This is a genomic window from Acidovorax sp. Root267, assembly GCF_001429215.1.
In the GTDB taxonomy this organism is placed as follows: Bacteria; Pseudomonadota; Gammaproteobacteria; order Burkholderiales; family Burkholderiaceae_C; genus Acidovorax; species Acidovorax radicis.
This window is the reverse complement of sequence record NZ_LMJC01000012.1, coordinates 626,079-644,642: the sequence shown is the minus strand read 5'-3', so window position 1 is coordinate 644,642 and position 18,564 is coordinate 626,079. Positions and strand designations below refer to the sequence as shown.

At 67.6% G+C, this 18,564-nt stretch carries 13 protein-coding genes; 5 read left to right on the top strand and 8 right to left on the bottom strand.

Features of this window, described 5'->3' with window-relative positions; all coding sequences use genetic code 11:
• The first annotated feature begins 14 nt into the window (after nt 1–14).
• Nucleotides 15–2,069 (top strand): PAS domain S-box protein, encoded by a 2,055-nt coding sequence (locus ASE39_RS12410; protein ID WP_082615411.1) that lies wholly within the window; start codon nt 15–17, stop codon nt 2,067–2,069.
• A gap of 6 nt (nt 2,070–2,075) precedes the next feature.
• Complete coding sequence (locus ASE39_RS12405; protein WP_010464595.1) at nt 2,076–2,705, top strand: response regulator; 630 nt, start codon at nt 2,076–2,078, stop codon at nt 2,703–2,705.
• A gap of 87 nt (nt 2,706–2,792) precedes the next feature.
• Here ASE39_RS12405 and ASE39_RS12400 read toward each other — a convergent pair whose 3' ends face one another.
• Together ASE39_RS12400 and ASE39_RS26900 are read right to left on the bottom strand one after the other, a co-directional pair.
• Nucleotides 2,793–3,440 carry an OmpA family protein gene (locus ASE39_RS12400; RefSeq protein WP_010464596.1) on the bottom strand — a complete coding sequence of 216 codons (648 nt, stop codon included), beginning with the start codon at nt 3,438–3,440 and terminating at the stop codon, nt 2,793–2,795.
• A 204-nt stretch (nt 3,441–3,644) separates the two neighbouring features.
• On the bottom strand, nt 3,645–3,815 hold the full coding sequence (locus tag ASE39_RS26900) for a hypothetical protein (RefSeq protein ID WP_167539798.1): 171 nt from the start codon (nt 3,813–3,815) through the stop codon (nt 3,645–3,647).
• Here ASE39_RS26900 and ASE39_RS12395 point away from each other — a divergent pair.
• Nucleotides 3,748–4,974 carry an MltA domain-containing protein gene (locus ASE39_RS12395; RefSeq protein WP_082615424.1) on the top strand — a complete coding sequence of 409 codons (1,227 nt, stop codon included), beginning with the start codon at nt 3,748–3,750 and terminating at the stop codon, nt 4,972–4,974. The two genes, ASE39_RS26900 and ASE39_RS12395, sit on opposite strands and share 68 nt — an antisense overlap.
• 115 nt (nt 4,975–5,089) lie before the next feature.
• Here the strand turns inward: ASE39_RS12395 and ASE39_RS12390 are convergent, their stop codons facing one another.
• Both ASE39_RS12390 and ASE39_RS12385 read right to left on the bottom strand, forming a co-directional pair.
• Nucleotides 5,090–5,509, bottom strand: a complete 420-nt coding sequence (locus tag ASE39_RS12390; RefSeq protein ID WP_242421421.1) for a hypothetical protein — start codon at nt 5,507–5,509, stop codon at nt 5,090–5,092.
• 31 nt (nt 5,510–5,540) lie between these two features.
• Nucleotides 5,541–5,786, bottom strand: a complete 246-nt coding sequence (locus tag ASE39_RS12385) for a hypothetical protein (protein ID WP_140426758.1) — start codon at nt 5,784–5,786, stop codon at nt 5,541–5,543.
• A gap of 838 nt (nt 5,787–6,624) precedes the next feature.
• On the opposite strand from ASE39_RS12385, the gene ASE39_RS12380 reads away from it, so the two are divergent.
• The gene (locus tag ASE39_RS12380; protein ID WP_140426757.1) at nt 6,625–7,179 is read left to right on the top strand and encodes a hypothetical protein; all 555 of its coding nucleotides are present in this window, start codon (nt 6,625–6,627) and stop codon (nt 7,177–7,179) included.
• A 148-nt stretch (nt 7,180–7,327) separates the two neighbouring features.
• Here ASE39_RS12380 and ASE39_RS12375 read toward each other — a convergent pair whose 3' ends face one another.
• From ASE39_RS12375 to ASE39_RS12360, 4 genes are all read right to left on the bottom strand, one after another.
• Nucleotides 7,328–9,091, bottom strand: a complete 1,764-nt coding sequence (locus tag ASE39_RS12375; protein ID WP_057271304.1) for an MFS transporter — start codon at nt 9,089–9,091, stop codon at nt 7,328–7,330.
• Nucleotides 9,092–9,185: 94 nt separating this feature from the next.
• A complete protein-coding gene (locus ASE39_RS12370; protein ID WP_057271303.1) occupies nt 9,186–10,718 on the bottom strand; it encodes a DUF3999 domain-containing protein in 1,533 nt (510 codons plus the stop codon).
• The gene (locus tag ASE39_RS12365) at nt 10,715–13,753 is read right to left on the bottom strand and encodes a DUF2339 domain-containing protein (protein WP_057271302.1); all 3,039 of its coding nucleotides are present in this window, start codon (nt 13,751–13,753) and stop codon (nt 10,715–10,717) included. Before ASE39_RS12365 ends, ASE39_RS12370 begins: the two co-directional genes overlap by 4 nt.
• Nucleotides 13,754–14,144: 391 nt before the next feature.
• Nucleotides 14,145–14,627 (bottom strand): Lrp/AsnC family transcriptional regulator, encoded by a 483-nt coding sequence (locus tag ASE39_RS12360; protein ID WP_010464607.1) that lies wholly within the window; start codon nt 14,625–14,627, stop codon nt 14,145–14,147.
• Between the two features lie 188 nt (nt 14,628–14,815).
• Between ASE39_RS12360 and ASE39_RS12355 the strand changes: the two genes are divergently transcribed.
• Nucleotides 14,816–18,391, top strand: a complete 3,576-nt coding sequence (locus ASE39_RS12355; protein WP_057271301.1) for an indolepyruvate ferredoxin oxidoreductase family protein — start codon at nt 14,816–14,818, stop codon at nt 18,389–18,391.
• Nucleotides 18,392–18,564: the final 173 nt, after the last annotated feature.

Genomic DNA, 18,564 nt, shown 5'->3' with positions numbered 1-18,564 from the left:
GGGGGATGGAAGGGATGAAGGTCAGTCTGAACATCCTTGCCAGGCGCTGGCGGGGCGCCTGGCGGCGCTGGTCGCTGTGGACCCTGCTGGTAGCCCTGGTGATCTCCATGCTCGCCACCATGGTGTGGCTTGCGGGGCGCTATGAGGCCAGCCAGGTGCAGTCGCGGCTCGAGCGTGACACGGCCGACGCGGTGTCCGACATCCGCGTGGCGCTCACGCGCAACCTGCAAAGCCTGCAGGCACTGCACGCGGGCGACCCAGGCCAGCTGGCGTGGGAGGTCGATGCCGCCGAATTGCTGCGCAGCCGGCGCGAACTGGTGCGCATCGAGTGGCGCGATGCCAACCTGCGGGTGCGCACCCACGCCCAGTCGCCCTACCGCCCCGTGGCGTGGGACGCCCGGCTGCGCGAGGGCAATCAGTCTGATGCCGCCATCGCCTGTGCCAATGCGCGCCGCCTGAGCAGCCCGGCCTATTCGAGCAGCTACTTCCAACCCCATGGCGACGGGCTGGGCTCGGAAATGATGGAGCTGTGCCTGCCCCTCACCTCGGGGGGGCGCAGCACGGGTTTCCTGGTGGTCACGTATTCGCTGCAGGACGTGCTGATCAACCTGGTGGCGCACAACCTCACGCGCAGCCAGGAAGCCTCCTTCACCGAGGCCGATGGCACCCGGCTGGCCGTGCTGGGCGCCGCACGCCGAGGCTCGCGCATGTTCACGGCCACGCACCTGCTGGATCTGCCCGGCAGCACGCTGGTGCTGCGCATGGACACCTGGCACAGCGCGCCCAGCCTGTTCCCCAATGTATTGACCGCGCTGGTCACCGCCATGTCAATTGCGCTGGTCACCGTGATGGTGGTGCTGGTGCGCGACAACCGCAGGCGCCTGCGCGCCGAGCGCGACCTGGCGGACGCGCTGGCGTTCCGCAAGGCCATGGAAGACTCGCTGGTCACGGGCCTGCGCGCACGCGATCTGGAAGGTCGCATCACCTATGTCAACCCGGCGTTCTGCGCCATGGTGGGGTTCAGCGCGCAGGAGTTGCTCGGCCAGAGCGTCACCGCGCCCTACTGGCCACCCGAACGGGTAGAGGAGTACCGCCAGCGCCAGGCCATCCGCTTCGCGGGCACCATGCCGCCGCGCGAGGGTTTCGAGTCCGAATTCATGCGCAAGGACGGCACCCGTTTTCCGGTGCTGATCATTGAGGCCCCGCTCATCAACGCCCAGGGCCTGCACACGGGATGGATGAGCGCGTTCCTCGACATCAGCGAGCAGCGGCGGGTGGAAGAGCTGTCGCGCGCGTCGCAAGAGCGGCTGCAAGCCACCGCCCGGCTGGCCACCGTGGGCGAAATGGCCTCGCTGCTGAGCCACGAGCTCAATCAGCCCCTGGCCGCCATTTCCAGCTACGCCACGGGCTCCATCAACCTGCTGGAGGCGCCCCCACCACAGGACCAAGGCGCGGGCGCCGCCGCCCATGCCGAGCAGTTGCAGGATGTGCGCATGGCCATGCAACACATTGCGCGGCAAGCCGAACGCGCTGGCAAGGTGATCAAGAGCGTGCACGACTTTGTGCGCCGCCGCGACCAGGCACGCGAGGCCGTGTACGCACAGCAGTTGCTTGACGCCATCCTGCCGCTGGTGAGCCTGCAGGCACGCAAGCTGGGGGTGCGCGTGAACACCACGGTGGAACCCCAGTTGCCCCCCGTGTTGTGCGACCGCACCATGGTCGAACAGGTGCTGCTCAACCTGGCGCGCAATGCCATGCAGGCGATGGACGACCCCGCCATCCCCACCCGTGTGCTCGACATCCGGGTGCGGCGTGCAGCGTCGAACCAGCACAGCGGCTGGATCGAGTTTGCCGTGACCGACCTGGGGACCGGCATTGCGCCCGAAGTGGCCGCGAAGCTCTTCACACCGTTCTTCACCACCCGTCCGGAAGGCATGGGCCTGGGCCTGAGCATGTGCCGCACGGTGATCGAGCAGCACGGTGGTTTCCTCGGATTTGCGCCCCATGGGCCGCGTGGTACGGTATTTACCTTCACGCTGCCCGTTTCCCAACCTTCGCCTGAAACCTGATCCCTGATGGAACCCGTATCCAACGCCACCGTGTACATCGTGGACGACGACGCCAGCGTGCGCGAAGCGCTGGCGTGGTTGCTGCGCTCGCGCAGGCTGCTCAGCGAATCCTTCGAGAGTGCCGAGGCCTTTGACGCCATGCTGTCTGGCCGCCCTGCCCAGCGCCAGCCTTGCTGCCTGCTGCTGGACGTGCGCATGCCCGGCATGAGTGGCCTGGCGCTGTTTGACCTGCTGGCGGTGCGCGGCGACCTGGCCACCATGCCGGTGATCTTCCTGACCGGGCATGCGGACGTGCCCACCGCCGTGGACACGGTCAAGCGGGGAGCGTTCGATTTCTGCGAGAAGCCGTTTTCCGACAATGCCCTGGTGGACCGTGTCGAGCAAGCGCTGGCCCAATCGGCGGAGCGCCTGGCGCAACTGCGCGAACGCAGCGACCTGCAGGTGCGCCTGCGCGACCTGACGGACCGAGAACGCGATGTGATGGACCTGGTGGTGGCGGGCCTGCCCAACAAGCTGATCGCGGACCAGCTCGATATCAGCGTGCGCACGGTGGAGGTTCACCGATCACGCGTGTTCGACAAGATGCAGGTCAAGTCGGCCGTGGAGCTGGCCAACCTGCTGCGCACCGGACAATGAAGTAGACAACCCCCGGAGCCCCTACGCGTTTTCCGCTGGCTTGCGCCCCGCCTGTTTCACCGCTCTTTCGCGTTCCAGGCGCCAGGCTTACCCCCTCGGACGTTCTCCGACGAAGATTTCTACACGCCGATTGCGCGCCCGGCCATCAGCCGACTCGTTGGCGGCGATGGGGTAACGCTCGCCCATGCCATCGATGGCGATGCGGCGGCCATCCACGCCCCGCGCAGCCAGGTAGCTGCGCGTGCTGGCGGCGCGGTCCACCGACAGCGGGTTGTTGATGGCGTCGCTGCCGGTGTTGTCCGTGTGGCCCACGATGCGCACGTCCGTGTTGGGGTTGTTGCGCAGCCCGGCGGCAAACTGATCAAGCACGGGCGCGAAGTTGGGCTGGATGTCCGAGCGGCCCACGGCGAACGAGATGTCGCTCGGGATGTTGAGCATGAGCTGGTTGTCGGCGGTCTGGGTCACGGCAATGCCGGTGCCCTGGGTCGCACGCTCCATCTCGCGCTTTTGCCGCTCCATGTTCTGCGACCAGATGTAGGTGCCCAGGGCCCCCACGCCCGCGCCCACCACGGCGCCGGTACCGGCATTGCCGCCGGTGGCCGAGCCGATCACGGCGCCAGCCAGCGCGCCCACGCCGGCCCCTGTGGCAGTGCGGCGCTGGGTGTCGTCCATGTTGGCACAGCCGGTGGCCAGAACGAGGACGGCGGTCGCGCCGAGAAGAATGTGTTTGCGCATGGTGGTGCTCCTTGAAAGATTCAATGGAGCTGGGCGCTTCGGGAGTTCCGTTCGCGTGCCGTGTGGCCTGTCCTTGGCCCCGGCCTCGGGTGCGCCCAGCTCAACGCGATCGTGGCCGCAGCCAGGCTGGGGCACCATCGGCACAGCGGCACCCTGGCTGTAGGACGAAGCCGCCTGGGGCCCACGCCCCACACGCGCGCCTAGTCATTGCGCCGGGGGCGGTGGAGGAGGAGGAACGGGGGGCGACGCCGCCGACGGGGAATCTTTCGGGGGCGGTTGCAGTTCACCACCCTTGCGACCGGAAAACATCGTCCACCAGACAATCGCCACCAGCAGCACCAGCGCGAGCAGCGCTTCAAGCAAAATCAGCCCCATGACATTGACACTCCTGCGCCTTGTATCGACGGCGCTGATTGTAGGAACGCTGGTCGCCTGCTCCAGCCCGCCGCCCGCAAGTCCCTCCCGCCCCCCGGCCTTCCCTGCGCCGCTGCCACCCGGTGCGGCGGTGGTGTTGCCCGGCGACACCGGCCCGCTGCCACCGCCCATGTCCCAGCCCAAAAGCCGCTGGGTGCCCGTGCGCTGGGCCGAGCTGCCGGGCTTTGCCGACGATGCGCTGCACGAGGCCTGGAACGCCTGGATCAAAAGCTGCGAACGGCCCGCGCCGCCCTTCACCGCGCTGTGCAGCGAAGTGCGCCAGTTGAGCATCGCCACCGCCGAAGAGCAGCGCGCCTGGCTCATCGCGCGGCTGCAGCCCTACCGCGTGGAGGCGACCGACGGCAACCCCGACGGCCTGCTCACGGCCTACTACGAGCCGATGATGGACGGCGCGCGCCAGCCGGGCAACGGCTTCAACGTCCCCATCTACCGCACGCCCGCCGGGCTGGGCGCCCGCAAGCCCTGGTACACGCGCCAGCAGATCGAGTCGATGCCCGAGGCGCAGGCCGCGCTGGCCGGCCGGGCCATCGCCTGGCTGCGCGACCCGGTCGAATCGATGGTGCTGCACATCCAGGGCTCGGGCCGCCTGCGCATCACCGAGGCCGACGGGTCGGTGTCGCTGGTGCGCGTGGCCTACGCGGGCACCAACGACCAGCCTTACCAGAGCATCGGCCGCTGGCTGCTGGACCAGGGCTACACGCGCGACGCGACCTGGCCCGGCATCCGCGCCTGGCTGGCGGCCAACCCGCAGCGCACCAACGAGCTGATGTGGACCAACCCACGGTATGTGTTCTTTCGCGAGGAGCCTTTGAACCCGCTGGACGCCGGCTTCGGCCCACGCGGCGCGCAGGGCGTGCCGCTCACGCCCGGCCGCTCCATCGCCGTGGACCGCCAGAGCATCCCGTACGGCACACCGGTGTGGCTGGCATCGAGCGGCCCGCAGGTGCAACTCGCCCGCATGGTGCTGGCGCAGGACACCGGCAGCGCCATCCTGGGCGCGGTGCGGGCCGACTTCTTCACGGGCTGGGGCCCGGAGGCGGGGGACATTGCCGGGCGCCTGAAGCAGAACCTGCGGCTGTGGGCGCTGTGGCCCCGGTGATTTTTAAGAGATTTTGGCTGCTAGCGCTTATTGGACAAGCGCTAGCAGCTATTAAATAAAGAGCAAACTCTCCAACAGCCCCCACGCACCGGCGTTCAGCGGCTGGCTTCCACGTTCACGGGCACGGCACCCTCATCGCTTCGGTCTCCACCCGCTGGGCCGCAGCCGCTGCGGCGAAAGCCATCGCCGGGGGCACGGTCACGGTGCGCAATTGATCGCCTTCGATGCGGTACTCGTACTCGCGCGTGGTGCCCACCATCTCCGTCCTGAAGGTGCTGCCCGCCATGGTGGCCGCATACACCTGGGGGCGGACGACCTGGTACCGGTACGTGGTGGTGGCCGCTCCGCTGGTGGTCTTGCAGGTCGATTCGAACTGGTCCTCCTTGAACTGCAGGGTGCAGCGGCCCGAGGTGTCTTCGGCCTTTTCGCCATCCGGGGTGGTCAGCACGATCTTGGCGGCGCGCCAGCAGCCGAGCAGGGCAGGGTCGGGGGTGGCGGCGTGGACACAGGGGGCGACCCAGAGGAAAGAAAGCAACAAGAGGGAATGTGCGAGGCACTTCATGGGTTCACCTCGCCGCACCAAGAACGAGAACCAAAACCGACGCTGCGGCAAATGCGGCCCACGAAATCACGACATATCTCGCGCCGATCTGGCCGCGCTTGGCCAACGACCAAATTTTCGTGATGTCATACGGGATACCGCGCACGGCGCAATAGATAGCGGGGGCAAGAACCCCGTTCCCCAGCACGATCAGATACGCGAGTGGAAACAGCGGATGCACTTGGTAGAGCATCTGAAAAATAAAAGTCATGGGCAGGGATTTTCAACCGAGTCGCACTGGCCGGGAGCGTTCAGCCCGAGGGGCGGGGTGAGGCGAGCCACGATGCTACAAATTTTATAGCTTAGAGCACTTACTCCACAAGCGCTAGCGAACAAAAACATCTCAAACCGCACGAAAACCCAGCCCACGGCGCCAACGCCCACCTTGTCCCCCTCGGCGGCGCATCCCCCATAAAGCCCCAGCGTACGGCACCGCTGCGCCACATCAAACAGCCATCACCCGATAAAGCGCAGCAGGTGTTCCGTCCAGGCTCCGCCCCGGATGCGTTCCACAAATCGCGCGGACTGGCTGATGCATGCAGCAATGGCCAGCCCCCCGTGCCCCGGAGGAGGACGGTGAAACCGATGGGGTTTTTGTGACGCGTTGTAAGAGGCACTCTCGGAGCGAAGCAACGCCGCCCCCGCATCGACGCGCGTGCGGAGGTTGCAAACCCTCCTGTGAACGGCCATCCCTGCGGGCCAAGTGCATTTACAGATGACTACAAAGTCAACTGCACCAATGCCAGATTGGCCCTTGAGAATCTGCGCTCGTCTTCGGCAGGTAGTGGCTCTGTGGGTCAACCAAGAGCCGATCGCCGCCGTAACCCTTCAGCCGGCCAAGAAGCGCACGGATGGCACAAAGCCGCCGCTTTTGACAGCGGAGTGCAGGGGCGCCGAACCTGCCGGGCCTGCGTCGGCATGGGCTTCATTGCGGTGCCATTGTGGCGTCATTGCGAGCGCAGATGTTCTGTTCCGGCGCCGAAGACAGGGAGGAAGGTCTGTGCGCTGGCGCAGATCGTGTTTGTTGTTCACATAAAGAGGATCGCACCATGCGACAAGTTATTTTGAAGAGTGTTTTGGGAATGGGCCTGGGCTTGGCGATGGCCACGGGTGTGCATGCTGAGCTGCTCAATATCAGCACGAACGCCGTGCAATCGCAGAACACGCCAACAGAGGCGTGCACGATTGTGGGCGCAGGTGGGAAGACGTTGCCGGACGGCAGCAAAGTGTTCGTCGTCCTGGCTGAAGGCAAGGCTGTGGATTCCAACCCCACGCTGGTGATCCGATTCAGCGACAACTCCACCGGGAGTAACGACGACTGGAATTCCACATCTATCGACGCTAGCGGCAAACCCATCCGGACGAATACTGCAGGGTGGCTGGGCCGCAATCCAGGGCGTGAAAGCGATGCTGGCACAGTGGTCGCGGCGATGCCTGGCGAATGGTTTTGTGTGACGTCGCGTGAAGTTTCCGGCGGCGATGCGCTTCGTCCGGTGGCAGTCTCCGTGACCGACGTTACGGAAAGGGCGGCGAGCGCGAAGTCTGCTACCGTGGGTGCAGATACGGGCTTGCGTTCCGATATCTGGGCCGGTTCGCCCTACTGATCCAGCAGTCGCTTATTGGCTTCGGGGCGCTGAACGCCCCCATTGAAAGGGAACGCCACCGTATGTTCCCTTTTTTTTGGACTGCCGCATGGTCTGCACCAATGGCAAGGGGCAAGCGGGGGCGGTTCGAGCTTCCCGGGGCGGCCGCTTATTGCTCCACCGCCCACCGCGTCACCCGCGGCGGTGCGTCACCCACATGGAACGCGAGCTTGCGGTCGCGCAGCGCCACGTCGGACGCCGTCACCCGGTCGAAGCGCCGCAGGTGCTCCGTCCACGACTCGTCCTCGATGCGCTCCACATACCGCGCGGGCTGGCTGATGTCGTGCAGCAGCTGCCAGGCCAGCGCGCCCTGGCGCAGGCGGCTGCGGCGGCTTTCCTGCATCACGGCGCGGAATTCGGTGGCACGCGTGGGGTCGATGAAGTATTCGATCGTGACCACCACGTGCCCCGTGCCCGGCGGTGCATCGGCCACCGGGGCCTTGAAGGCGCGGGAGGGGCTCAGGTCCTCCTCCATGCTGCGGTCGGCCACCAGGCGCTGCACCAGCAGCATGGCCACCACGCCCGTGCCGGCGGCAATGCCCAGGCTCACGTGCACGTCGCTGATGGTGGCCACCTGGCCCCACACGGCGGCACCGAGGGCGGTGGCGCCCATGATGGCCATCTGGTAGATCGACATGCCGCGTGCACGCACCCAGTTGGGCAGTGCAAGCTGCGCGGACACGGACAGCGAGTTGGCTGTGGTGATCCACGCCATGCCGGCCACGAACATCGCGGGCACGGCCACGTACACGTTGGGCGCCACGGCCATCACGCCGGTGGCCGCGGCCTGCAGCATGGTGCCGCGCATCACCAGCACATCGCGCGCCATGGCCTGGCGCAGGCGCGGCAGGAACATCGCGGCGGTGATGGCCCCCGCGCCCATGCTGGCCAGCAGCAGCGTGAAGGTGCCCGCACCGCCGCCCTCCAGGCCGCGCGCCAGCAGCGGCAGCAGGGCCAGCAGCGCGGTCGCGTGCAAGAAGAAGATGGAGATGCGCCACAGCACGGCGCGCATGCGCGGCGACTGCCGCACGAACTGCAGCCCCACCCGCATGGCACTGGGCAGCCTTTCGCGGCCCAGCGGGCTGGGCACGTGGGTGCGCTTCCAGCGCATGATGACCAGGCCCGAGATGACCGACAGCACGGCGTTGAGCACGAACACCCAGGCGCTACCCGCACTGGCAATGATGGCGCCGGCCAAGAGCGGCCCGATGATGCGCGATGCGTTCATCGCCACGCCGTTGAGCGCCAGCGCGGCCGGCAGCTGCGGGCGGCTGACCAGCTCGGGCACGATGGCCGCGAACACCGGCCAGCGCATGGCCAGGCCGATGCCGTTGGCAAAAGTGAGCATCAGCAGCAGCGGCGCAGTCATGCCGCCGGCCATGACGAACACGCACAGCACCAGCGCCACGGCCGCCACCCAGAACTGCGTGGCGATGAAGTAGCGCCGCCGGTCCAGGATGTCGGCCAGCGCGCCGCTGGGCAGGCCCAGCAGGAACACGGGCAGGGTGGAGGCCGACTGCACCAGCGCCACGAGGATGGGCGAGGTGGTGAGCGTGGTCATAAGCCAGGCGGCCGCCACGTCGTTCATCCACATGCAGGTGTTGGCCGCCACCCAGGTGAGCCACAGCATGCGGAACACCGGCACCGACAGCGGCGCGAACGGTGAGAGGGATGCGGCCTGCTTCAACTGCGCCGCGCTCTGGTCGAGCTGCGCGGCAACGGATTCTTCGGTGCCCTGGGCCATCGCGGCGCGGTCTGCGGCGGCCGCGTCGTCGGTCGGCCCGCGCGCTGCGGCATCGGCAGCGGGGGTCAGGTCAGGAGCGGGTGGGGGCGCAACGCTGCGCGTGCTTTCGTGGGACGGCAAAGGTGGCATGTCCTCGCATTGTGCGACGGTTGGCGCGGCCATGGTGCGTACCGCGCCGAATAGCCACCTTGCCGGTGCGCCACAAGGTCACAACATCGCACCATCACACCGGATCGTGCGGCGAATCCGGCGCACTGCTCGCTGGTTGAATCGCTGGTTGGCTCGCCGGTTTCGTCTGCCGCATCAGCAGCCAGGCCATGAGCCCCAGCGCGCCGACGCCGGCCAGCAGCACACCCCAGAGCACCCAGCTGCGCGTGGACAGGCCGTCGCTGGCTGTGGCAGCCGCCACCAAAGGGCCGTCCGCGGGCTTGCCGCCGGTGATGTCGGCGCGGGCCACATCGGCCATCGCCAGGGGCAGGGTGTTCTCCTGCTGGGGCTGGTAGCCCGGTACCAGGCTCGCCAGGGGCAGGAACGCGCTCGCTGCCGCACTGGCGCCGGGCAAGCCGGCCGCCAGGGTGAAGGGGCCCTGCCCGCTGGCCAGGAACACCAGCTGGGCCGGCTCGAACTGCAGTGCCAGCTCGGGCGCGGCGGCAAAGCCGGCCGATTTGGCGTCGGCCTCGATCTTGACCTCGCGCACCGAGGCGCCGCCCAGCTCGACCGGTGCGTTGGTCTGCTCCTTGCCGCCCGTGGACATGCGGTACACCGTGGCGCTGGCCAGGTGTGACCAGGGCCGTTCGCGGTCGTTGCGGCCCAGCACGCGCACCGGAATCAGCACGTTGCTGCCTTGCGGCGTGATCTTGAGCGCGGCGACCGGTGTGGCGAACGGCAGGGCGAACACCAGCTCCCGCGGGTTGTTGCCCAGTGGCGGCACCGCCATGCTGGCGCTGATGCGCTCGCGCGGGCCTGCGCCGCGCGAGGTGACCAGCGTGGCACCGCGAAATGTCACCGCGGCATCGCCCCAGGTCACGCGCAGGTAGTGGTCCTGCAGGCCGGTCCGTTGCAGGTCGATGTGCTCGCTGCCCAGGCGGCCCGGTGCCGCTGAGGGCGCTGTCGTGGTCGTGGGCGTGCCCGCCGCGTCAGCGCGGTACAGCACCGTCTCGGCCAGCGGTCGCCAGTTCTTCAGGTCGCGGCTGGCCTGCACCGTGAAGGTCACCGGTTGGCCAGCGGGCAGATCAGCGTCCAGCGCCATGCGGGCCACGGGCAGTTGGACGCTGCGCGCGTCCAGCAGCGCGCCGCGCACGGTTTGCGCGCCGACAGGGGCCGCCGTTCCCGCCGCGTCGATCTGCACCACGCGTCGGCCCTGCTGCTCCTCGATGCGCAGCGACAGGCCTTCCAGCCCGGCCTGCCCTGGCGTGCCGGGCCCGCCCAGGATGGGATAGGCCGGCAACACCACCGATTCCTCCGGCGCGCTGGCGGCCGCCACGCCGGCCAGCGCCATGGGCACCGGCTGGCCTGCGCTGTTGAAGAGACGCACGTCGGCATAGCCCGGGTTCTGCAGGCGCACCAGCACCTCGGCGGGCAGCATGACGCGCTGCAGCGGCGCATCGGCCGCCAGCGTGACAGGGATGCGGATGGCGTAGGCGGCCGGGCTGTTGGCATCGGCCGCCGCCTGGGTCGCGCCCGCGGACAGGGACAGTGCGGCAGCGGCCAGCCATGCGGCTACGGGCCGCGGCAGGTGGTGACGGGGAGACTTCATGACAGTGATTCCTCTTGCGCCGGGGCCACAGTTGCCACGGGCGCCACAGTTGCCACGGGCGCCACAGGTGCGACCGGGGTAACCGGCGCGACCGGCGGATCGTCCGGCGCCGCACGGGGCGCGGCCTTGGGCGGCAGCGGCGCGAAGTAGCCCACCACCAGCATCAGCACACCCACTGCGATGAACGCAATGATGCGTTCGGCACCACCCGCGTTGGACAGATCGATCAGCAGCAGCTTGACCACCACCACGCCCAGCAGGCCTGCGCCCACCAGCCACAGCGGCCGCTGCACGCGGCGGTGTGCCAGCACCATCATGCTGAGCGCCAGCAGCGTCCACAGGATGGCGTAGCCGGTCTGCACGACGAAGCTGTCGAACAGCGCCGAGGCATCCCAGCGCACGCCGAAGAAGTGGTGGGCCACGCGCAGCCACACCGTGTTGATCGCGATGAACACCAGCAGGGCCAGCGCCACCAGCGCATGCCGGCCGGTCACCCAGCCCGCGTGGGCAGGCTGCGGCTGCGCCGACACCAGCACCCGCCGCCAGAACACCAGCCCGCCCAGCGCCAGCGCCAGGGTCAGGTCGGTGGGGTTGAGCAGCGGAATGTAGGGCAGCGGCGCGGTGTGGCCCGACGAATGCACCGCGGCCAGCAGCGAGCCCCAGAACACCAGCACCGCCAGCGGCAGGGCCGCCAGCCAGTAGTAGGCCTCGGCATGCGGGTTCAGCGGCCAGGGCAGCGCTGCGCGCGCCGCAGGCCGGTTGCCGCGGCCGGCCCACAGCGCCAGCGCCATCAGCACCGCAATGGCGCTGACCAGCATGACCACGCCGGCCCACGAGGTGCGCCACAGGTCGGCCTTGCCGATGCCGGACCACAGGCAGTCGGCCAGCAGAAAGGTCACCAGCCACGCGGTGGCGGCATGGAACCAGCCGAAGGCCGACATGCGCGCAGCGGGCTTGCCGTCCCCAGCAGCCGCCGCCTGCAGGCGGTCTGTCTGGCGCAGCATCCACACATGCAGAGCCAGCACCACCGGCCACACGGCCCAGGCGGGCGTGGCCAGTACGCGGTAGCCGTCGCCCACCTGCGCGACAAAACCCAGCGCCAGCACGGCAATGGTGCCGCGCGCCGGCCAGGTGGCCACGGCCCAGCGCGTGCGCAGGCCCAGCACCATCGACAGCGCGGCGCTGAGCACGATGGCCAGCATGGCCAGCAGTTCGATGACGCGTTCGGAGAACACCGGCACGGGCCACTGGCCCGCCTCCAGGCCGGGCACGCGCCGCGTGATTTCGAGCAACCAGGCCAGGCACCAGAAGGCAAAGCCGTAGAGATACGCGGGGCTGGACAGCCGCGCCTCCACCCCCGCGTAGCCCTTGGCCCAGGTCGAGCCGCTGTGCGGCAGCGGCTTGCGCAGCCACCAGGCCAGCAGCAGTGCCGGCAGCGCGATCAGCAAGGCGCCCAGGAAGGCCGGGTTGACCAGCGGCAGCGCCGAGATGCTGGAGACGCCGTCCATGAAGGCCAGCATCGCCACACCCTGCAGCACAATGCCGAAGGCGCGCGGCATCCAGCGGGCCTGGCGCATGCCGACCCAGAAGGCGCCGGCGCCCTCGAGCGCCCACACCGCCGACGTCCATTGCGCGTCCAGCGCCAGCGGCACGGCCAGCGTGGCAAAGCCCACGCCGATGGCGATGAAGCATTCGATCAGCAGGCGGTAGCTGCTCTGCGCGCGGCGCACCAGCACCATCGCCGTGATCAGGTACAGCGCGGCAAAGGCCAGCGCCGAGAAGGCGGCGCCCAGCTCGAAGGGCTGTGCCAGCCCGGCCTGCAGGCCAAAGCCCACCAGCGGCGTGCCGAACACCAGCATGGTGTCGACCGCGTTGCCCAGCTTGGTCGGCGTGTTGCGGGCATACAGGATGGCCGCGAAGAGGTAGATGAGTACGAAGACCGCGAGGAAGGGCTGGGTGCTGGCGTACTGGTCGGGCACGTACTTGAGCACGCCCCAGGCCGAGGCCACGCCGAAGGTCGCCACAAAGCCCACCACGTTCAGCACGCGCCACGAGCGCTTGTAGGCGATGAACAGAATCGCCAGATTGAGCAGGGTGTAGTAGCTGAACAGGCCCACGTGGCTGCCTTGGCCCGTGGACAGCAAAATGGGCGCCGCAAAGCCACCGGCGAACGCAGCCACCGCCAGCGAGCGCGAGTCCTGCAGCAGTGCCAGCGCGCAGCTGGTGGCGCAGACCGCGATCATCAGCGCGAATGCCAGCGTGGGCGGCAGCAGCCCGTAGAGCCGGAACGCGGCGAACACCGTGAGGTACATCACCGCCACGCCGCCACCCTGCAAGGCCAGCGCGAACGCGGGCTTGTCGGTGCGCTTGCGGAAACCCACCACCAGCAGCGCGATGGCCACGCCGGCAATCGCGGCCAGGCGGAATTCGACCGGGAACAGGCCCGCCGAGGCTGCGTACCGCGCCAGGAAGGACAGGCCGATGAACAGGATCACCAGCCCGACGCGCACGATGGTGTTGCCGCCGAGGAACCAGTTCTTCGCGGCCAGCACCGCCAGCTCGATCGGGTTGGGCTGGGCGGGCGGCGCAGGAGGACGGGGGCGGGTGGAGGAAGGTGAAGGGGAAGGAGGCTGCGCGAGAGGCGGCGGATTGGCGGGCAAGCCTTGCGGCGTGAGCCCGCCCATGCGGGGCGCATCGTCCACATCCAGCAGTTCGTGGTCCGCGGTGGGCGCGGCCGCGACCTGGACGGGGATGGGCGCAGGAACCGGCGCAGGGACCGGCACCTTCACCGTGGCCGCCGGCGCCCGCTCGAGCTCGGCCACAGCCGCCGCCGGCGCTGTGGCGGGCGGCGCAGCGCCGGCCACGGGTTTCGCGGCCTGCGCCTGCAACTCGCTGCGGATCGCAGAGCGGACGGCCCAGCGCAGAGACAACCCGGCAAAAAAGCCCAGGATGCCGCCGACGTACGGCCCGAAATCGCCGTAGCCGCCAAACCACGAGCCCAGTACCGCGCCCCAAAAAATGCCCCAGAAGATCATGCCGACCGCTCCCTCGTTGGAGCCCCTGTGGACAGGCTGGCTGCCTGTGCTCGAAGGGGACCGTAGTTATTTGATGGACCCACCAGAAAACCGCCGGCATCACGTGCACCACGGCCGAGAGCCCCGGCCGTGGGCACGGGGCAGACAGCCTGCGGGGCGTGGTGGTGGATGCGGCGCGCGCGAAGCCTCGATAGCTCCGCCCGTGGTTCAGCAGGCTTATACAGCACACCATGCCGTGGATCGGCGCCCTAACGCCTTGTTACGTTCGATGGCACGACTCGGCGCGCTGAGCGCGTGCGCGGGGGCATGGGCCGCCGCACCAATGGCTGTCTTGATCGACCTCTAACGCTTATCTAGAAAGCGTAAAAGGCTATAAAAAACATAGCATTTATCACTTGGCACGCACCAAGTGCGTGAGCGGCAGCGCCCCACTGGCCTTCACCTCGCCCAGCGAGAAGCTCGTGTGCATGTCCTTCACATTGGGCAGGTTCAGTAGCACGTCGCGCGCAAACTGCGAAAAGCTGTCGAGGTCACGCGCCACCACTTGCAGCTCGAAGGTGCCGGTGCCGCTGATGTAGTGGCAGGAAACCACCTCGGGGATCTGGCGGATGGCTTCCTCCATGGCGCGGGTGAGGTTGCCGGTGCTGCGGTCGGCGTCCAGCCGCACAAAGGCCAGCACCCCGAGGCCGATCTTGTGCCGGTCGATCTCGGCACGGTAGCCCTTGATGAAGCCTTGCTCCTCCAACGCCCGCACACGCCGCCAGCAGGGCGCGGCCGACAGGCCTACGCGCTGGGCCAGTTCGGCGTTCGTCAGCCGGGCGTCAGCCTGCAGCTCATTGAGGATGGCGATATCGAATTTGTCGAGAGTATTCACAAAACAGCCGTGCCGAGAAAGATCCTTTCTCAGAATAGCCTAAAGACGGCACAGAACGCAAAGACATATCAGCGATGCAGACATACACTTCTCCCACACTAGTGCCGCAGCCCTAAACGGGCCGCGTTGTGCTGCCCCACCGAGCCCACAAGGCGCGGCCCCCAAAAAAAGCCATTGGAGACATAGCCATGAATGCACCGCTGCCCGAGCACATCCGCAAGGCCCTCGAAACCGTCACCCTCGACGACAAATACTCTTTGGACCACGGCCGGGCGTTCATGAGCGGGGTCCAGGCCCTCGTGCGGCTGCCCATGCTGCAGCGCCAGCGTGATGCGATGGCGGGTCTCAATACGGCCGGCTTCATCAGCGGCTACCGTGGCTCGCCGCTCGGTACTTACGACCAGTCCCTGTGGGCGGCCAAGAAGCACCTGGCGGCCAACAACATCGTCTTCCAGCCCGGCGTGAACGAAGAACTCGGCGCCACGGCCGTGTGGGGCACGCAGCAGCTGGACCTGTACCCGCAAAGCAAGAAGTTCGACGGCGTCTTCGGCATCTGGTACGGCAAGGGCCCGGGCGTGGACCGGTGCTCTGACGTGTTCAAGCACGCCAACATGGCCGGCACCGCCAAGCATGGCGGCGTGATCGCCATTGCGGGCGACGACCACATCAGCAAGAGCAGCACGGCCGCGCACCAGAGCGATCACATCTTCAAGGCCTGCGGCACGCCGGTGTTCTTTCCGAGCAGCGTGCAGGAAATCCTGGACATGGGCCTGCACGCCTTTGCCATGAGCCGTTTTTCGGGCGTGTGGTCGGGCATGAAGACCATCCAGGAGGTGGTGGAGTCGTCGAGCAGCATCAACATCGACCCGGACCGCGTGAAGATCGTGATGCCCGAGGACTTCGTGATGCCACCTGGCGGCCTGCACATCCGCTGGCCCGATGCGCCGCTGGAGCAGGAAGCGCGCCTGATGGACTACAAGTGGTACGCGGCCCTGGCCTATGTCCGCGCCAACAAGCTCAACTACAACGTGATCGAAGGCAAGAACGACCGCTTCGGCATCATCGCCAGTGGCAAGGCCTACAACGACACGCGCCAGGCCCTGGTGGACTTGGGCCTGGACGACGACACCTGCCACCAGCTGGGCATCCGCGTGCACAAGGTCAACGTGGTGTGGCCGCTCGAAGCCACCATCACGCGTGACTTCGCCCAGGGCCTGCAGGAGATTCTGGTGGTGGAGGAAAAGCGCCAGGTCATCGAATACCAACTGAAAGAAGAGTTGTACAACTGGCGCGCCGACGTGCGCCCCAATGTGCTGGGCAAGTTCGACGAGCCCGAGGGCGATGCCACGGGCGGCGAATGGAGCATGCCCAACCCCAGCCAGAACTGGCTGCTGCGCGCCAAGGCCGACCTGACGCCCGCCATCATCGCCAAGGCGATCGCCAAGCGCCTGAAGAAGCTGGGCGTGTCGAGTGACATCATTGCGCGCATGGATTCGCGCATCGCCGTCATCGAAGCCAGCGAGCGCGCGATGACCGAGCTAAAGGTGGACACGGGCGAGCGCGCCCCGTGGTTCTGCAGCGGCTGCCCGCACAACACCAGCACCCGCGTGCCCGAGGGCTCGCGCGCCGTGGCCGGCATTGGCTGCCACTACATGGCCAACTGGATGCCCGACCGCAACACGTCCACCTTCACGCAGATGGGCGGCGAGGGCGTGACCTGGGTGGGCCAGGCACCGTTCACCACCGACCAGCATGTGTTTGCCAACCTGGGCGACGGCACGTACTTTCACAGCGGGCTCTTGGCCATTCGCCAGAGCATTGCGGCGGGCACCACCATCACCTACAAGGTGCTCTACAACGACGCCGTTGCCATGACCGGCGGCCAGCAGGTGGGCGAGCGGCCCGAAGGCCATTCGGTGCTGCAGATCATGAACAGCCTCAAATCCGAAGGCGTGGTCAAGCTCATCATCGTCACGGACGAGCCGCAGAAGTACGACGGCGTGGCGCTGGCCGAGGGCGTGACGGTGCACCACCGTGACGAGCTCGACACGTTGCAGCGCCAGTTCCGCGAGATCAAGGGCTGCACGGTCATCATCTACGACCAGACCTGCGCCACCGAAAAGCGCCGCCGCCGCAAGCGCGGCACCCTGGCCACGCCCGACAAGACCGTGGTCATCAACGACCTGGTGTGCGAGGGCTGCGGCGACTGCTCGACCAAGTCCAACTGCCTGAGCGTCGAGCCAGTGGAGACGGAATTCGGCCGCAAGCGCCGCATCAACCAGAGCACCTGCAACAAGGACTACTCCTGCGTGAACGGCTTCTGCCCAAGCTTCGTCACCGTGGAAGGCGGCAAGCTCAAGAAGCCCAAGAAGGAAAAGAAGGGCGACCTGGCCAGCCTGCCGCCCATCCCCGATCCCGTGCTGCCCGTGGCCGAGACGGCCTGGGGCATCGTGGTCGGCGGCGTGGGTGGCACGGGCGTGATCACCATCGGCTCGCTGCTGGGCATGGCCGCGCACCTGGACGGCAAGGGCGTCATCACCCAGGACGCCGGCGGCCTGGCCCAGAAGGGTGGCGCCACCTGGAGCCACATCCAGATCGCCAACCGCCCCGAGGCCATCTACACCACCAAGGTCGACACCGCCAAGGCCGACCTGGTGATCGGCTGCGATTCCATCGTCGCGGCGCACAAGTACACGCTGGCCGTGATGCAGCCCGGCCGCACCTTCGTGGCACTCAACACCCACGGCACGCCCACCGCGGCGTTCGTGACCAATCCCAACTGGCAGTTCCCCGGTGCCAACTGCGACAGCGCCATCGCTGCCGCCGTGGGCGCGGGCGGCGTGGGCAGCTTCGATGCCGAGCAGGTGGCCACCCAGCTGCTGGGCGACAGCATCTATACCAACCCGTTGATGCTGGGCTACGCATGGCAGAAGGGCCGTGTGCCGCTGACGTTTGCCTCGCTGATGCGCGCCATGGAACTCAACGGCGTGCAGGTGGACAACAACAAGGCCGCCTTCGAATGGGGCCGCCGCTGCGCGCACGACTTGGCGTCGGTGCAGGCGCTGTTTGCCGCCGCGCAGGTGATCCAGTTCGTCAAGAAGCCCTCGCTGGCCGAAATGGTTGGCAAGCGTGTGGAATTCCTCACCGGCTACCAAAACGCGGCCTATGCCTCCGACTACCAGGCCTTTGTCGAAAAGGTGAAGGCCGCAGAAGCCAAGCTGGGCAGCGGCACCCGCCTGTCCGAGGCCGTGGCCCGCTACCTGTTCAAGCTGATGGCCTACAAGGACGAGTACGAGGTGGCGCGCCTGCACACCGACAAGGCCTTCACGGACAAGATCGCGAACATGTTCGAGGGCGACTACAAGCTGGTGCACCACCTGGCCCCCCCGATGACGGCCAAGAAGAATGACAAGGGCGAGCTGGTGAAGCAGCCGTTTGGCCCCTGGATGCGCAGTGCCTTCGGTGTGTTGGCCAAGATGAAAGGCCTGCGCGGCACGGCGCTGGATGTGTTCGGCAAGACCGAGGAACGCCGCATGGAGCGCGCGCTAATCGTCGAATACCGCGCCTGTATCGACGAACTGCTGGCCCGCCTGAACGCCGACAACCTGGCCCTGGCCGTGGAGATCGCCCGCATCCCCGAAGAGATCCGGGGCTACGGCCATGTGAAGGAGCGACACCTGTTGGCCGCGCGCCCCAAGTGGGATGGCCTGATGGCCCAGTGGCGCAGCGGCAAAGTGGTTCAGCCCGAACGCCAGGCGGCCTGACGCCGGACCTGTACTGCCCACTGAGGATGGAAGGGCCCGCGCCTGGTGCGGGCTTTTTACTATCAATTGGTGAGCTTTAAACCCATACTCAATAAGCGCTGGCGGCACTTTTTATTGAAAAGTCCTGCATGCCGCTCCCTGCGTGCGGCTGGAGCGGCAAACACCCGCCGTCG

Bases quoted from the DNA above. Each gene is read 5' to 3' on its own strand.
- ASE39_RS12410 (WP_082615411.1), top strand. From the start codon at position 15: ATGAAGGTCAGTCTGAACATCCTTGCCAGGCGCTGGCGGGGCGCCTGG.
- ASE39_RS12405 (WP_010464595.1), top strand. From the start codon at position 2,076: ATGGAACCCGTATCCAACGCCACCGTGTACATCGTGGACGACGACGCC.
- ASE39_RS12400 (WP_010464596.1), bottom strand. From the start codon at position 3,440: ATGCGCAAACACATTCTTCTCGGCGCGACCGCCGTCCTCGTTCTGGCC.
- ASE39_RS26900 (WP_167539798.1), bottom strand. From the start codon at position 3,815: ATGGGGCTGATTTTGCTTGAAGCGCTGCTCGCGCTGGTGCTGCTGGTG.
- ASE39_RS12385 (WP_140426758.1), bottom strand. From the start codon at position 5,786: ATGACTTTTATTTTTCAGATGCTCTACCAAGTGCATCCGCTGTTTCCA.
- ASE39_RS12380 (WP_140426757.1), top strand. From the start codon at position 6,625: ATGCGACAAGTTATTTTGAAGAGTGTTTTGGGAATGGGCCTGGGCTTG.
- ASE39_RS12375 (WP_057271304.1), bottom strand. From the start codon at position 9,091: ATGCCACCTTTGCCGTCCCACGAAAGCACGCGCAGCGTTGCGCCCCCA.
- ASE39_RS12370 (WP_057271303.1), bottom strand. From the start codon at position 10,718: ATGAAGTCTCCCCGTCACCACCTGCCGCGGCCCGTAGCCGCATGGCTG.
- ASE39_RS12365 (WP_057271302.1), bottom strand. From the start codon at position 13,753: ATGATCTTCTGGGGCATTTTTTGGGGCGCGGTACTGGGCTCGTGGTTT.
- ASE39_RS12355 (WP_057271301.1), top strand. From the start codon at position 14,816: ATGAATGCACCGCTGCCCGAGCACATCCGCAAGGCCCTCGAAACCGTC.